The organism is Streptococcus pluranimalium, from assembly GCF_047785705.1.
GTDB classification, from domain to species: Bacteria; Bacillota; Bacilli; order Lactobacillales; family Streptococcaceae; genus Streptococcus; species Streptococcus pluranimalium_A.
Genome location: NZ_JBLOJV010000002.1, coordinates 64,810 through 81,126, shown reverse-complemented (window position 1 = coordinate 81,126; position 16,317 = coordinate 64,810). Strand labels below are relative to the sequence as shown.

At 40.6% G+C, this 16,317-nt stretch carries 15 protein-coding genes; 5 read left to right on the top strand and 10 right to left on the bottom strand.

The window, feature by feature from the left end; genetic code table 11:
- Positions 1-118: 118 nt before the first annotated feature.
- The 6 genes from ACMZ6Z_RS00985 to argR form a co-directional block, all read right to left on the bottom strand.
- Positions 119-670, bottom strand: a complete 552-nt coding sequence (locus ACMZ6Z_RS00985; protein WP_416130797.1) for a DNA-3-methyladenine glycosylase I — start codon at positions 668-670, stop codon at positions 119-121.
- 35 nt (positions 671-705) lie between these two features.
- On the bottom strand, positions 706-1,299 hold the full coding sequence (gene ruvA, locus ACMZ6Z_RS00980) for a Holliday junction branch migration protein RuvA (protein ID WP_416130796.1): 594 nt from the start codon (positions 1,297-1,299) through the stop codon (positions 706-708).
- 9 nt (positions 1,300-1,308) lie between these two features.
- Complete coding sequence (locus ACMZ6Z_RS00975; RefSeq protein ID WP_416130795.1) at positions 1,309-2,532, bottom strand: MDR family MFS transporter; 1,224 nt, start codon at positions 2,530-2,532, stop codon at positions 1,309-1,311.
- Between the two features lie 37 nt (positions 2,533-2,569).
- The gene (gene mutL / locus ACMZ6Z_RS00970) at positions 2,570-4,525 is read right to left on the bottom strand and encodes a DNA mismatch repair endonuclease MutL (protein ID WP_416130794.1); all 1,956 of its coding nucleotides are present in this window, start codon (positions 4,523-4,525) and stop codon (positions 2,570-2,572) included.
- A 180-nt stretch (positions 4,526-4,705) separates the two neighbouring features.
- Positions 4,706-7,258 (bottom strand): DNA mismatch repair protein MutS, encoded by a 2,553-nt coding sequence (mutS, locus tag ACMZ6Z_RS00965; RefSeq protein WP_416130793.1) that lies wholly within the window; start codon positions 7,256-7,258, stop codon positions 4,706-4,708.
- A 2-nt stretch (positions 7,259-7,260) separates the two neighbouring features.
- Positions 7,261-7,707, bottom strand: coding sequence for an arginine repressor (gene argR, locus ACMZ6Z_RS00960; RefSeq protein WP_416130792.1), 447 nt, complete (start codon positions 7,705-7,707; stop codon positions 7,261-7,263).
- 166 nt (positions 7,708-7,873) lie between these two features.
- Between argR and argS the strand changes: the two genes are divergently transcribed.
- Positions 7,874-9,565, top strand: a complete 1,692-nt coding sequence (gene argS, locus ACMZ6Z_RS00955) for an arginine--tRNA ligase (protein WP_416130791.1) — start codon at positions 7,874-7,876, stop codon at positions 9,563-9,565.
- A 79-nt stretch (positions 9,566-9,644) separates the two neighbouring features.
- Here argS and ACMZ6Z_RS00950 read toward each other — a convergent pair whose 3' ends face one another.
- The 4 genes from ACMZ6Z_RS00950 to hisS all read right to left on the bottom strand — a co-directional run bounded on the left by ACMZ6Z_RS00950 (position 9,645) and on the right by hisS (position 14,707).
- Positions 9,645-10,523 (bottom strand): YitT family protein, encoded by an 879-nt coding sequence (locus ACMZ6Z_RS00950; protein ID WP_416130790.1) that lies wholly within the window; start codon positions 10,521-10,523, stop codon positions 9,645-9,647.
- A gap of 104 nt (positions 10,524-10,627) precedes the next feature.
- Entirely contained in the window at positions 10,628-11,566 is a 939-nt protein-coding gene (locus tag ACMZ6Z_RS00945; protein ID WP_416130789.1) for a YitT family protein, read from the bottom strand.
- Positions 11,559-13,310, bottom strand: a complete 1,752-nt coding sequence (aspS, locus tag ACMZ6Z_RS00940; RefSeq protein WP_416130788.1) for an aspartate--tRNA ligase — start codon at positions 13,308-13,310, stop codon at positions 11,559-11,561. Before aspS ends, ACMZ6Z_RS00945 begins: the two co-directional genes overlap by 8 nt.
- Before the next feature lie 119 nt (positions 13,311-13,429).
- Entirely contained in the window at positions 13,430-14,707 is a 1,278-nt protein-coding gene (gene hisS / locus ACMZ6Z_RS00935; protein ID WP_416130787.1) for a histidine--tRNA ligase, read from the bottom strand.
- 345 nt (positions 14,708-15,052) lie between these two features.
- Here hisS and rpmF point away from each other — a divergent pair, with 345 nt between their 5' ends.
- From rpmF to ACMZ6Z_RS00915, 4 genes are all read left to right on the top strand, one after another.
- Positions 15,053-15,235 (top strand): 50S ribosomal protein L32, encoded by a 183-nt coding sequence (rpmF, locus tag ACMZ6Z_RS00930; protein WP_416130786.1) that lies wholly within the window; start codon positions 15,053-15,055, stop codon positions 15,233-15,235.
- Positions 15,236-15,250: 15 nt separating this feature from the next.
- The gene (gene rpmG, locus ACMZ6Z_RS00925) at positions 15,251-15,400 is read left to right on the top strand and encodes a 50S ribosomal protein L33 (RefSeq protein ID WP_002982147.1); all 150 of its coding nucleotides are present in this window, start codon (positions 15,251-15,253) and stop codon (positions 15,398-15,400) included.
- Between the two features lie 90 nt (positions 15,401-15,490).
- The gene (locus tag ACMZ6Z_RS00920) at positions 15,491-15,853 is read left to right on the top strand and encodes an IS630 transposase-related protein (RefSeq protein ID WP_416130785.1); all 363 of its coding nucleotides are present in this window, start codon (positions 15,491-15,493) and stop codon (positions 15,851-15,853) included.
- A 14-nt stretch (positions 15,854-15,867) separates the two neighbouring features.
- A complete protein-coding gene (locus tag ACMZ6Z_RS00915; protein WP_416130784.1) occupies positions 15,868-16,266 on the top strand; it encodes a transposase in 399 nt (132 codons plus the stop codon).
- Positions 16,267-16,317: the final 51 nt, after the last annotated feature.

Sequence of the window (16,317 nt, the reverse complement as noted above, 5' to 3'; positions counted from 1 at the left end):
AACTTCAATACTAAACGTTCTGTTGAACACTGAACAATATAAAATGGCATAGAATAAGGTCTCTTAATGATGTTATCCTATGCCGTTTTCTATTTTTAGACTTCTTGTCTAGACTCTCTTATTTAAAATCACAATCATTCTCATGGTCATTGACTAATCCGGCTGCTTGAAGAAAAGATTGAACAGCGACAGGTCCTACAAACTTGAAGCCTGCTTTTTTGAGAGCCTTAGACACTTTTTCTGATAACTCTGTTTTAGCTGGCGCTTGACGATAATCTGGCACGTCATTATTTTCAGTAACACCATCAACAAAGGACCAGATATAATGATCAAACGAGCCGTGAGCTTTTTGAATATTTAAAAAAGCTTGCGCGTTTGATCTGGTTGCATACAATTTCAGACGGTGACGAATGATGGCTGGATTCTCCAATAGTTTATCCAGTTCGTCATCTGTCATTTGAGCTACCTTCTCCATATCATAATCATAAAAAGCGTCGTGGAAAGCTTGACGCTTATTGAGAACAGTTTCCCATGATAAACCAGCCTGATAGGTTTCCATGCAGAGCAACTCAAACAAAGCCTGCTCCTCATGAAGTGGCTTACCCCACTCTTGATCATGGTAGGCGATATAGAGAGGGTTTGATGCTTTAACCCAAGAACAACGTTTCATGTGAAACCTCCATCGTTTTACAGCTCTACTTCTTATTATTTCATCAGCATTTTAAGAGCTGATTTAATGTATTGTTCTGCTGTCTCATTAGTTCCCTCAAAGAAGGCTTTGATTTTCTTGAGTTCACTTGCTTTGTAACCAAGTGCCAAGAGGGCTTCCATAGCTTCATCCAACTGTTCATTAGTTGCAACAGTCTTAGTTTTAGGCGCCTTACCATTTTCCATTGGGGTATCAACAAATTTACCAGCCAAATCAAGAATCATTTGCTGGGCTGTCTTTTTCCCAATTTTAGGGAATTTCATGAGGTACTTGATGTCACTGTTATCAATCGCATTAACAAGTCCTTCATTATCATCCACAGCTACAATAGCAAGAGCCGTCATTGGCCCAATCCCTGATACTGAAATTAACTTGAGGAAAACCTCTTTTTCGTGATCGGTATGAAAGCCAAATAACAGATCAGCATCTTCTCTGACCACATGATGCAGGTAAATTTGAATATCTTGATTGACATGATCTGAAAAAGAGTAGGGATTGGCAACATAGATGATATAGCCTAAACCATTTGTCTCGACGACAATAAACTTAGCGGTGATTTTCGTCAATTTTCCTTTAATATAATCGTACATAAATTCTCCTTAAGAAAGATGATGCAACTTAGCAGAATGCACCATAAGATAAAGTCCTAGAGAGGCAATAATGATAAAGGTCAACTGAACCCCTAATACTCCCGTAAAATCGCTGAGTGAGACCATAGCACCAGCAATAATCATCCCCAAAGGCTGAGAAATAGCTAGAAAACCTGAGTAAGAACCGATCTTATTCTCGTCCATCATCTTGACACGGAGGACCTGACTTGCTGGAATGTAAATCATCTCACCTATTGTATAAACCACTGCTGCAAGCATGATTGGTAGCAAGGTCTTGAAAGTTAGTGCCGCAAAAATCCCTGTCGCAAAAGTGCTAGCTCCTAATATCAACTGAGGCAACAGTTTCATTTTCTCTGTCAAACGGTTAAATGTCGTCATCAAAAGAACAATCAGGACGGTGTTGATAAGTACTGCCAAACTAAGCAACTTAGGTCCACTGATAAGAATGCCAAAGAGATCAGTTTCCTGATACAAGGTTTTATAGTGAATCGGCAGGTAGTTATCAATCTGTCCCCAAACTGCCGCAAAGAGAATGGTTCCCATAGTGTAAACCATGAAAGTCTTATCTTTGATCACTTCGCTATAATTTTTAAAAGTAGCCAATACTCCTCGACCATGAGTAAAAACAAAATCTTCTGGACGCGTTTCTTCAAATTTCCAGAGCATAATCAGGTATGAAAAGGCTGCAATGGCTGTCATGACGAGAAGCAATTCGAAGAAATGATGGTCATAGAAAACACCTGCAATGCCTGCTCCCATCATAACAGCTACATTAATCAGCCAGTAGTTGATTGTATATACAAAGCGACGATTTTCCTCGGTCGTCAAGTCAATCAACATAGCTTCATAAGCAGGATGGGCAAAATTGGACGCCACTTCTACAATAAAAATCCCCACAAACGTCAAAACAGGCTCAACATGTCCTGGGAGATTAGCAAAAGTTGTTAATACATAACCCAGTAAGACCCCTAAATTCCCGAGGTCCGTTACTTTTTTACGACCTAGTGAATCCGATAAGTGTCCGCCGTACAAGATGCCAATAAAACTAACAACCTGCGTCACAATAACGAGTAAACCCGTGATAAAAGCTCCAAAATACTGAACATAATACATGGACATAAACGGAAAAATAGCACTTCCTAAAATGATAGAAATAAAGCGCAATTCCTCCCGCCACTGCAACTGCTTGGGCAGGGTAAAAAATTCTCTCATAATCTCCCTCTAAAACTAAATTGACAATATTGTCAACCTAATATTTTCCTAAATCTCTTAAACTAGTATGATTTTCCTGAATCCTTCTAAACATTTTTTCCATATCCGACGATGAAAAGTTAATCAAAACAGGACGTCCATGTGGACAATTATAAGGATTTTGACACTTGGATAATTGGTAAATCAAGTTTCTAGCAGAAGAATCATCAAGCCTGTGATTAGCCTTGATCGAGCGTTTGCAAGACATCATGATGGCAAGTTCTGCACGGTATTTTTTGATAGAAACGTCATTGGTTAAGAGCAGCATGTCGCACATTTCATAGACGCCAGACTCAATCTCCTCTTCTGCCATCCAAATAGGATGTTCACGTAGAATAAAGGTATTTTCGCCGTAAGGTTCTAAGTAAATGCCGACTTGATTTAGGAGTGGCATTTTTTCCTGTAAATTCAGATAATCAGCTGCCGAAAATTCAAACAAGTAAGGGACTAAAAGCTGCTGTAACGAACTGTCAACATCAGCAATTTTATCACGGTAATACTCGTATTTGACCCGCTCTTGAGCAGCATGCTGATCAATGATATAGAGACCTCCCTTACCTTGAGCAAAAAGATAGGTTCCATGCATCTGTCCAAAATAATCTAATTCTGGAAAAGTTGACGTTTCTTCGTTTTCCAGAGTTTCAATCAGACGATTGATTTTTGATTTATTTTGAAAGTCTAGGCGACCATGATTGTGATTTTCCAGCAGGCTAGGATCACGTTCAGCATATTTAATCGTTGAGGGTAGATTTACAGTTCTCTTGACATCGTTGTCAACAAAGTTTACAGAATCACTTGGATCAAACTGGGTTGACTCCTCTAAAACAGCAGGTTTTTCAAGAAAATCCTGGGCATTAGTGTCATAATAAATAGGAGCTTGTTTCAGGCTTAGACTGGTTTGAACAGCATCAGTTCCCTTTTTGGTGGCTGATTTAGCTAGATTTTCCAAAGCATCTGGAATCAACTCTTGCTCTTGTAGGGCATCTTTGATAGCTGAGCTAATTAAACGCATTAGCTCACCTTCTTTTGAGATACGAACTTCTTGCTTTGTAGGATGGACATTGACATCAGCTAGGTAAGGATCTATCTGAATATCAATGACTGCAACCGGGAACCGACCGACCATCAGTTTTGAACCATAACCATCTAAAATGGCACGGTTGAGTAGGAAATTTTTGATGTAACGCCCATTGATCAAGAGTGTTATGTAGTTACGATTGGCTCTTGTTAACTCAGGTAAACTAACATAACCAGATACCTCAAAATCCAAATCAGCTGCGGCAATTTCAGTCATTTTTTTAGCAGTATTAAGGCCGTAAATGCCAGCAATCGCCTGTTTTAAGTCGCCTGTCCCGGCTGTTTGAATCACCTGACGACCGTCACTTATTAGGCAAAAGGCAATGTCTGGATGTGCTAAACTCAGTCGGTTGATAATGTCAACAATATGAGCCAATTCAGCTTGTAAACTTTTAAGGTATTTGAGACGGGCAGGTGTGTTATAAAAAAGATTCTCCACAGAGATTTTTGTTCCAAGGGGGCGTGAAATCGTCTCGATTGACTCAATATGACCTCCTTTGGCAAATAAGGAAGTCCCACTAGGGTCATCTTGACTAGCTGTCTCCATCGTCAAGTGCGCAATCGAAGCAATCGAAGGCAGGGCTTCCCCACGAAAACCCAACGTTCTAATACGAAACAAGTCCGCTTGATTTTTGATTTTGCTGGTTGCGTGACGTCGTAAACTCAACTCTAAATCCTTGCGATTCATACCGATACCATTATCGGTGATGACAATTTTTTGCAATCCAGATTCTTCGATTTCAATAGTAATTTGAGTCGCTTTGGCATCTATAGCATTTTCAACCAACTCTTTTACCACACTAGCTGGTCGTTCAATCACCTCACCAGCAGCAATCTGATTGGCTAATATTTCTGGTAGTTCAATAATTCTATTCATACGAACCTCGCTTTAGTATTGGTAACTATTATAACACAAATGGTCTGGCAACCTTTTAATAGAGTCAAAGATTGCGCTAAAAAGACTGAAATTTTATTCCAGCCTCGGTATGCGTTGATACGCTTTAAAAATCAAGATGATAGGTTGTTGTCCAAACTATCATCTTGATTTTTAAAATCTTTAGAGCAGTTGCTTGAGGTCAACTAAAATCGTCATTGCCTCCATCGGAGTTACTGTCAAGACATCAAGTGCCTCCAACTTGTTTAGTAGCTGGCTGTGGCGTTCATCTGTAAACAGTGTTAATTGCTCTGATTCTTTACCAGGATTGGAGTTGGTTTTTGCAACCTTTTCGCTCGTTCTTAGCTTAACTGTGTGACTCTCTAAATCCTGTAAAATATGATCAGCCCTTAGTAGTAAAGATTTTGGCAGACCTGCAATTTTAGCGACATGGATACCATAAGACTTGTCTGCGGGACCTTCTGCGATTTTATGGAGGAAGGTCACATCGCCTTTTTCTTCTAAGATTGACACATGAACATTGACAAGATTTGTCAATGATGTTGACAAGGCTGTCAACTCATGATAGTGTGTGGCAAACATTGTTTTTGCTTTGATCTTATCATGGATATGCTCAATAATGGATTGAGCCAAGGCCATGCCATCATAAGTCGCTGTACCACGTCCCAGCTCATCAAAGAGAATAAGAGACTGCTTCGTTGCTCGCTGAATGGCTTGATTGGCTTCCATCATTTCGACCATAAAGGTTGACTGTCCTGAGATGAGATCATCTGCTGCACCGATTCGCGTGAAGATGGCATCAAAAATCGGTAATTGTATTGTTTTTGCAGGGATGTAAGACCCCAACTGCGCCATAACAACTGATAAAGCCAACTGTCTCATATAAGTTGACTTACCACTCATGTTTGGCCCTGTAATGAGTTGTATATTGGTGTCTTGGTTAAAATGAATACTATTTGGGATATAAACCTGTGTTCCCATGACTTTTTCCACCACAGCATGTCGCCCTTCTCTAATCTCAATGATATGCTGATTGTTAAATTCAGGCCTCACATAGTGATTGGTTTCAGCGACAAGCGCTAAACTTTGAAGGACATCGACCTTAGCTAAGACCTTGGCCAAAGCTTGCAAGCGCTCGATATAAGTCTCGATGCGGGCACGGATGCGCATAAAAAGATCATATTCCAGATTAGCAGACTGCTCACGTGCTTCTAGCATATCTCCCTCAATCTTAGCTAATTCAGCTGTTCCAAAACGCTCCGAATTTTTTAGAGTTGCTTTCCTAAAGAAATAATCTGGCACTGAGGCTAAATGAGAGTTGGTGACATGGAAATAATAGCCATCTTTTTTGTTGTAATCAATTTTGAGTGAGGTGATACCTGTATTTTGACGCTCTTTGGCTTCAATATCTGCAATCCAAGCACGCCCTTCTTTCATGACTTTTCGATAATGGTCTAAAGTGTCATCAAAGCCTGTACGAATGATGCCACCTTCAGAAATCGTTGCTGGTGCATCTGGATCAATAGCCAGACTGATTAAGGCTTCTAGATCAGAAATCGTGTCAATATCCTTGTCAACCTTGTCAATAATAGGCTTATCAAAAGCTAATAGAACGGACTTTATGGTCGGAACTCGTGTCAAGGTATTGCCCAACTGCAAAAGGTCTTTAGGAGATGCCTTTCCAAAAGCAAGACGGCTAGCTAAGCGTTCAATATCGTAAACACCTTTTAGACTTTCTGATAAATCACTTCGATTGATGAAATCATTTAAGAAGGCTTCAATAATATCTTGACGTTCCTTGATATCTTCCAAACGAATCAGAGGACGATCAATCCACTGCCTTAAGAGCCGCATTCCCATGGCTGTCTTCGTTTCGTCCAATAACCAAAAGAGACTGCCGTGTTTTTTACCTGTACGAGCATTTTCTAGCAAATCTAAGCTAGACTTGGTCGCATAGGTCATTTGAAGGTAATCCTTTACCTCATAATGTAGCAGGTGTTGAATGTGTCTAAGCTCTCTCATCTGTGTATGGTGAACATAGGAGAGTAGTTTTGAGGCACTGCTTTTTTCAACCTTAGCTAAGCCATTACTGATGAGGTCATCTTGATCAAACAGCTGATTTTCGTAAGAAAGAATGAGGTTCATCTGCTTGGTGAAAATCTCTTGCTCCTCTTGGGATAGTTCAAAGCCAATGACCAGTTCTTTGGCTTTAAGGTTTTGGATTTCACTTTTGACACTTAAAAAGTCAGTCAAGACCGTCACCATAAATTCACCTGTTGATAAATCCATATATGACAAGCCATACTGCTCACCATCAAAGTCCAATGCCACTAAAAAGTTATTGGCATTGTCTGGTTTGCTGGCATCTATTGCTGTTCCTGGTGTGATAACCTGCACAACATCACGTTTAACCACGCCAACAGCTTGCTTGGGATCTTCCATCTGCTCGGCGATGGCGACTTTATAGCCCATTTCTACCAAAATGGTGATATAGGATTGAGCAGAATGATAAGGAACACCAGCCATGGGAATGGGATTTTCAGCGTTTTTATTACGACTGGTCAGGCTGATCTCTAATAACTGTGCGGCTTTGACCGCATCCTCGTAAAATAGTTCGTAAAAATCACCCATGCGAAAAAGCAAAAAAGCATCTGGATAATCGGCTTTAATATCCAGATACTGCTGCATTCCAGGAGAAATCTTGTCCTTAACCATGCTTAATCCTTCTGTAATTCTACTGTTATTTCTTGACAAATAGTTTTGGCACTCTCTTCATTTTGACAAATGACCAGGAGGGTATTAGCTCCAGCAACAGTGCCTAAAATCTCCTCACGCCCTTCTTGATCAATGATGTTAGCTAAAACATCTGCCTCACCCAGATTAGTATTTAAAACCAGCATAAACTGTGCCCTAGATACTTTCTGAATAAAGGCGCGAATACGCCCACCAAAAGATTCGACCCCATGCTCGGTCAAACTGTAGTAGAGTTTACCATATTGACTGCGTAACTTGATCAAGCCAATCTCGCGCAAATCGCGCGACAAGGTCGCTTGAGTCACACAAATACCTTTTTCTTCCAAATGAAGTTTGATGTCTTCTTGTGTGCTGATTTGTTTGGTTTTAATCAGTTGCTTAATTTCTTCGAGACGCTTTTTTTTTGACATTTTTTCCATCCTTTGTTAGTCAGACTTTGACTAAAATTATAACAAAAAAGACTATTGTTTGCATCTTTTATCAAATTCTTTGTCAAGTTGTCAAAAGTTTCTTAAAGATTTTTGAAAATATGTTAAAATAGAAAATAGTTAGTACAATAAAATTACAGGAGATGCCATGACTGATAAATCATTAATTGCGCTTGAGCTAGCCAAAGTCTTAAAGGATTTGGACCAAGGCACCATTGAAACTCTACTTGAAACACCTAAAAATGCAAGCATGGGAGACCTTGCTTTTCCAGTCTTTACATTAGCCAAAGTTCTCCGCAAAGCCCCAAATCTAATCGCTGCGGAAGTGGCTCAGCAAATCGATACTTCTGCTTTTGAAAAGGTTGAGGCAGTAGGCCCTTACATCAACTTCTTCTTAGATAAATCAACCATTTCAGGACAAGTCCTTTCTGATGTCATTAAGCATGGTAGTCATTATGCTGACCAAAATTTAGGGCAAGGTCGACAGGTTGCTTTTGACATGTCTAGTCCAAATATCGCCAAGCCATTCTCAATCGGACATTTGCGTTCAACCGTTATTGCTGATAGTTTGGCTAATGTCTTTGAAAAATTAGGTTACAAACCTGTTCGTATCAATCATTTAGGAGATTGGGGCAAGCAGTTTGGCATGTTGATTGTCGCCTATCAAAAATGGGGTAATCAAGCTGCTGTTGAAGCAGACCCTATCGCTGAACTTCTGAAACTATATGTTCGTATCAACGCTGAAGCTGAAGAAGACCCGTCGCTTGATGAAGAGGCGCGTGAATGGTTCCGCAAATTAGAAGCTGGAGACGAAGAGGCTCTTTCTTTGTGGCAATGGTTCCGCGACGAAAGTCTTGTGGAATTCAACCGTCTCTATAAGGAACTTGATGTTTCCTTTGATTCCTATAACGGAGAAGCCTTTTACAATGACAAGATGGAAGAAGTCCTTGACCTTTTAGAAGACAAAGGGCTTCTAAAAGAGTCACAAGGTGCCCAAGTCGTTGACCTTGCAGCCTACGGTATTGAATACCCTGCTCTTATCAAAAAGTCAGATGGGGCAACCCTTTATATCACCCGTGATTTAGCAGCTGCTCTTTACCGTAAACGGACCTATGATTTTGCTAAATCCATCTATGTTGTCGGTAATGAACAATCGGCTCACTTTAAGCAACTAAAAGCAGTCCTCAAAGAAATGGGATATGACTGGTCAGACGATATGCACCATGTTGCCTTTGGACTTGTTACCAAAGAAGGTAAGAAATTATCCACGCGTAAAGGCAATGTTATCCTGCTAGAGCCTACTATTGCTGAGGCAGTCGCTCGTGCCCAGGCACAAATTGAGGCTAAAAACCCAAATCTTCCCAATAAAGAAGCTGTTGCACATGCTGTCGGAGTTGGGGCTATCAAATTTTATGACCTCAAGACGGATCGCATGAATGGCTATGACTTTGACCTTGATACCATGGTTTCTTTTGAGGGAGAGACAGGACCATATGTCCAATATGCTCATGCTCGTATCCAGTCCATTTTGCGTAAAGCTGACTTCACTCCAAATGCTGAAGCGACCTACAGCTTATCTGATAATGAAAGCTGGGAAATCATCAAGCTAATTCAAGATTTTCCGCGTATGATCAAGCGTTCATCCGATAACTATGAGCCGTCAATCATTGCTAAGTTTGCCATTCATTTGGCACAAAGCTTCAACAAATATTACGCACATACACGTATTCTTGACGCTAATCCAGAACGTGATAGCCGCCTAGCCCTCTCATACGCGACAGCAACTGTTCTCAAAGAGGCTCTTCGTCTTCTCGGTGTGGAAGCACCAGATAATATGTAAGCCTTGTTCATCTAGACTCTAGCTTGACTGAGAATATCACTACAAAAAAATCAGGTTGACAATATTGTCAACTTGATTTTTAAATATCTCGGTCATAATTTTTTCGCCTAATCTTAAAATCAGAAGAAATCACTTCATCAATATTGATCACAGATATAAAGGCGTCTGGGTCTAACTCTGCTAGAATATCTTTAACATCACGTACTTCATTAGGATTCAAAACAACATAGAGGACATCAAAACCTCGTCCTGTATAGGCTCCCTTACCTTGTAGATAGGTCACACCTCGGTTGATCTCTTGTAAGATAGTAGCGGCAGCCTTGTCTGATTCTTTGGTGATAATCAGCATACCACGAACCATGTAGCCACCATTTTGCACAGTGGTTAAGACCTGGCTAAAGACAAAACTGGCTATCAGGGTGTAAAGCATGTGTTTTAAATCGATGTAAACTAAAGAGGATGCTAACACCAAAACATCAATCAAAAGCAGGGTTTGCCCCAACTTCATACCTGTCTTTTCTTCTAATACGCGGCCGATGATGTCTGTCCCACCAGTGGTAGCACCATAGCGAAAGACGATACCACTACCAACACCGGCAAAAATCCCAGCGACGATAGCGACCAGCATCATATCGTTTTGCAAACCTAATGCTATGGGAACACGTTGCCAAATCCAAATAAAAATGGACATGGTCACCGTGCCATAGATGGTTAACAGCAGTGATTTTCTACCGAAAACTCTTGCTCCAAGGACAAAAAGGGGCAGGTTAATGAGGAGCGACGATAGGGCTGGATTTAATCCAAAGAGGGCATGAAGGATCAAGGTAATACCAGCAACTCCTCCTTCGGCAAGGTGATTAGCCATATTAAAATTGACAAAACCGAATGTGTAAAGCGCAACACCAAATGTAATCCAGATAAGATGAATGCTATCTGAAAGGTGCCATCTAAGTTTCATATCATTACCTCTTTTTAAACTCTTTTATTTTCAGTTATTTAATGCTTATCATTTAGCGATTTCAGCTTATTTTTGGTTTATCAGTTGTCAGTGTCTAGCCTACTCTAATCATCCTTAAACCTTCCAATAATTTGGACATTTTCAGAGATAGAGATGAAGGCCTTTGGGTCTGCCTTTGCCATGAGGTATTTGAATTCGGTGAATTCCTCTCGTGTGATAATCACTAGAAGAACCGCTTTTTCCTCATTTTTGAAGGTTCCCTGAGCATTGTTGATGGAGGTGACGCCACGGTGTAATTTTTTATGAACCATGGCAATGACACGCTCAGGACTTGAGGTCACGATCATCGCCTGCATCTTTTTTTGCTTGGTGTAAATAGCGTCAGTCACTCGACTAGAAACAAAAATAGTCACCATCGAATAAAGAGCGTATTGCCAGCCAAATAAAACACCAGCAAAAATCATAATCACACCATTAACAATAAGAGAAATACTACCGACATTTCGTCCAGTTTTTTGACGGATGGTCAAAGAGACAATGTCTGTTCCGCCACTAGAAATTCTGGAACGTAGACCGACCCCAACCCCTAATCCCATAAATAAACCTCCAAAGATAGCATTGACTAAAGGATCTTTGGTCAAGATGATTTGTGGCATGAGGTAGATAAAAAATGAACTCATGGAAACGGCAATAAATGTAAAAATGGTGAATTTATGGCCGATTTTGTGCCAAGCTAAAACCAATAGCGGTAAGTTTATAGCATAGAAGGCCAGTGAAATAGGGATTGGCTGATTAAAGGTCTTTTCTGTCAGGGCTGAAATGACCTGTGCTAAGCCCGTTGCTCCACTGGAGTAGACATGCCCTGGTTGAAAGAAGAAATTAACCGCAATACTAGACAAGACTCCATAAAGCAGTGAAGCTGAAATTTTCTCTGCATATTTTTCTTTGGAGATGCTTCGTAAGGTATGCCATAAGCCAAATCGTTTGGCTATTCGTTTTAAGGAGTAGGTTAATTTTTTAGAAAATCTTGTTTTTTTAGCCATTTAGATTGAGATGTAATGCTAGTTCGTCAAGTTGTTTGTCAGCTACCAGACTTGGTGCTTTTGTCATTGGGTCTGTTGCCTTGTTGTTTTTAGGAAAGGCAATGACTTCACGGATATTATCCTTACCAGCTAAAAGCATTACCAGGCGATCAAGACCGATGGCTAAACCACCGTGTGGAGGAAAGCCATAATTCATGGCTTCTAATAAGAAACCAAATTGCTCATAGGCATCTTCTTCTGTAAAGCCGAGTGCTTTAAGCATCCGTTCTTGTAGATCTTTTTGGTTAATACGAAGACTACCGCCACCGAGTTCATAGCCATTGAGGACGATGTCGTAAGCAACTGCTCGAACCTTAGCTAATTCGCCTTCAAGTTCATGAGCTGACTCTTGGGTTGGCAAAGTGAATGGATGATGGGCTGACATGTAGCGCCCTTCTTCTTCAGACCATTCAAACATTGGCCAGTCCACAATCCAAAGGAAGTTGAACTTAGTATTGTCAATCATGTCAAGTTCTTTAGCGATACGGCCACGTAAAGCACCAAGTGTATCATTAGCTACTTCAAGTTTATCAGCAACAAAGAGAACCAAGTCATTTTCGTCAAGTTGTAAAGCATCTGTCAACTGACCTTCAATACTTGTCAAGAATTTAGCAACTGGACCAGCAAGAGTTCCATCAGTCATTTTGATCCAGGCTAGTCCTTTAGCACCGAATTGCTTGGCGAATTCAGTCATCTTGTCAATGTCTTTACGTGAATACTTGTCTGCTTGTCCTTTAACAACAATCGCTTTGACAGCTGGCGCTTCTGAGAAAACCTTGAAGTCAACATCCTTGACAACTTCTGTCAAGTCTTGCAACAACATGTCAAAGCGTGTATCTGGTTTATCTGAACCATAACGGTTCATAGCATCATCATAAGCCATACGTGGAAAAGGGAGTGTCACATCAATTCCCTTGGTATCTTTCATGACTTTGGCAATCATGCCTTCCACGATGTCCTGAATTTCTTGCTCATTAAGGAATGACGTTTCTAAGTCAACTTGTGTAAACTCAGGTTGACGATCCCCACGTAAATCCTCATCACGAAAACACTTAACAATTTGATAGTAACGGTCAAAACCAGCATTCATCAAAAGTTGTTTGGTGATTTGTGGACTTTGGGGAAGAGCGTAGAAATGACCTTGACTAACACGAGATGGCACTAGGTAATCACGCGCCCCTTCTGGCGTTGATTTAGTCAACATTGGTGTTTCAACATCAATAAACTCAAGTTCATCCAAGTAGTTGCGGATAGAGTGGGTCACTTTGGCACGTAATTTAAAGTTTTCCAACATCTCTGGACGACGCAGGTCTAAATAACGATACCTAAGGCGATTGTCATCAGAAATATCAACACCATCTTTGATTTCAAACGGTGTTGTTTTTGCAGTGCTTAGAATTGTCAAGGCAGCCACCTTCAACTCAACCTCACCAGTTGCCAAGTTAGGGTTGGCTTGTTGGCGTGCTTCTACAGTACCACTAACCTCGATGACATACTCATGACGCAGGCTTTCAGCAGTTGTCATCAGCTCACTTGAAACTTCTTCAGGGTTGATGACCAACTGCATGATTCCTTCACGGTCACGCAAATCAATGAAAATCAAGCCACCCAGATCACGGCGACGTCCAACCCAACCTTTGAGGGTAAGAGTTGTTCCAATGTGTTCACGACGAACACGACCAGCATACATACTACGTTTAGTCATTGTTTTCTCCATGTGTTCAATAGTTCATACGACAAAAGTATGAGTCTTATTCATTGTACCAAAATATAAGAAAAAGTCCTACCATATCAGAAGGACTTTTTGCATCATTTAATGCTATTTTAGAGTAATCGGCTGATGACGCTGGCAAAGTCAGTTGTCAACTCATCAAAGCTTGCCATAATTTCCTGACGGGTAGTGTTATTTTTAATGGTTACTTGCTCAGTCTCTATCTCACTATCGCCAAGGGTTAAAATAGTTTTTGCCCTAAAACTATCAGCAGATTTAAACTGTGCTTTGATCTTACGATTGAGGTAATCACGTTCTGCTATAAAGCCTTGGTTACGCACAGCCTGCACCAATTCCAAAGCTTTACGATTGGCCTTATTTCCTAAAACAGCGATATAAAGGTCCATATCAGTTTCGATGGGGAGTTCAATGCCTTGCTTATCAAGGATCATCAAGAGTCGCTCCAGACCTAGCCCAAACCCAAAACCAGGTGTCTCAGGACCACCAAAATAGTCAACTAGGCTATCATAGCGACCACCAGCACAAAGGGTTAATGCTGTTTGATTGATGGTGGTGATAAACTCAAAAATAGTGTGATTATAGTAGTCCAGCCCACGAACCATATTCGTATCGACGACATAAGGGATATTGAGAATTTCCAGCAGGGCACGCACCTCATCAAAGTGTGCTTGGCTTTCCTCATCTAAGAAGTCCAAGATAGATGGGGCATTTTCAACAGCTATTTGATCCTCTTTCTCCTTAGAATCAAGGACACGAAGGGGGTTTTCCTCCAAGCGACGCTGGCTATCCTTAGAAAGCTGGTCACGCATCGGTCTCAAGTAATCAATCAAAGCCTGACGATAGGCTTGACGACTGGAGCTGTTTCCGAGGCTATTGAGATGAAGGGTAAGATCCTTAATACCGAGATCTTTAAAGAGTTGGTAAGCCATAGCAATCGTCTCAACATCGGTAGCAGGATTGCTAGAGCCAAAGGCCTCAACACCGATTTGATGGAATTCACGCAGGCGGCCAGCTTGAGGGCGCTCGTAACGAAACATAGAGCCAATGTAGTACCATTTAACAGGTTTTTGAACCTCTGGTGCAAATAGCTTGTTTTCGACATAAGAACGCACAACAGGTGCTGTCCCTTCAGGGCGCAGGGTAATATGACGCTCACCTTTATCGTAAAAATCATACATTTCCTTGGTGACAATATCTGTTGTATCCCCAACAGAACGTGAAATCACTTCGTAATGCTCAAACATTGGTGTTCGGATTTCGCCGTAATGGTATTTTTCAAAGGTCTTACGAGCAAAATTCTCCACATATTGCCATTTGGCACTCTCTTCAGGGAGAATATCCTGAGTGCCTTTGGGTTTTTGAAGTTTCATAGAGTGTCATGATAAAGAGTATTAAGCAAGGGATTTCTCGTCATAAGCTGCTGCCTTATGACAGTAGCGATTAGTGTCATCATCTGTAATCTTAGTTTTCCCCTAGCGATATAGCTTAAGACCCTTTCCTTTCTGTAGACGTTATGGTTTTATTTTACCATGTTTAGGTATAATTTTCGATAGGCAAAAAAGATTTGCACAAGGATTATTTTTTTGTCAAGTAACTTTACTTTACAAAAATGATATGGTAAACTAGTATAGTTGATGATAAAATCATCTTTAAAAGAATCGGGCAGCTGCTCAGTCAGTCCCCGAAATCGTTATTATTGAAAGGAAGAACCTACAATGGCAGTACCAGCACGTCGCACCTCAAAAGCGAAAAAAAACAAACGTCGTACGCATTACAAATTGACAGCTCCGACTGTGAAATTTGACGAAATCACTGGAGATTATTCACGCTCTCACCGTGTATCTCTCAAAGGATACTACAAAGGGCGTAAAATCGCTAAAGCAGCTGAAGCGAAATAATAGAAGGGAGATACCATGCGCGTAAACATTACACTTGAACACAAAGAATCTGGTGAACGCTTGTACCTTACTTCAAAAAACAAACGTAACACTCCAGACCGTCTTCAACTAAAAAAATACTCACCAAAATTGCGTAAACACGTTACCTTTACGGAAGTGAAGTAGTTGAACATACAAAGCCTACGAAATCAACATTTCATAGGCTTTTTCTTTTGTTATAGTTGTTCCACTTTAAAAATGTTTTAAAATAGACTTATGACATATAGCCAAGATTTTAGACAACGTGCCTTAGACTTCGTCAACGAAGGTCATACAAAAGCAGAAGTCAGCCGTATTTTCAATATTAGCCCAACTACCCTGAAAAAATGGGAAATGATTTTAGAAACTCAAGGGAATTTGAAAGACCGTCCAAGAAAATCATCCCCCCGAAAACTGCCTAAAGATGACCTTCTTGCCTACGTTAATGAGCATCCTGATGCCTATCTACGAGAAATTGCCGAACACTTTTCTTGTGCCATCAACGCCGTTTGGAAAGCCTTAAGAAAACATGGCATCACTTTTAAAAAAAGACAACCATCTATCGCGAGCAAAATCCCGAAAAAGTTAACGTTTTCTTAGCAGTACTGTCTGCTTTGGTCGGAATCCCAGTCGTTTATAGTGATGAAACAGGTATTGACACCTACCTTTATCGAAAAGGGCAAAAAATTTATGGCAAAATGAGTGGCAGACGCTTTGAGCGAACGTCCATTGTCGCAGGACAGATTGATGGGCGTTTTGTTGCACCTTTGATTGACAAACAGAGCATGACCAGCGCCTTTTTTGTCAAGTGGTTTAAAGATCAACTCATACCATCATTAGAAGAGACACATGTTGTCGTCATGGATAATGCCAGCTTCCATCCAAAGAAAGAATTAGACCCAATTTGTAAAATTAAGCTAGACAGAAAAAAGCCATTTATGTTAGGCTCAGATAAACACCACATTTGTCTGAAAGGAACTAACAAATGCCCTATATTCATGAACCACAAATAAGCTCATTATAATAGAGGCCCTACTACCAAGAAGGTCAAGAAGTCATTGGTT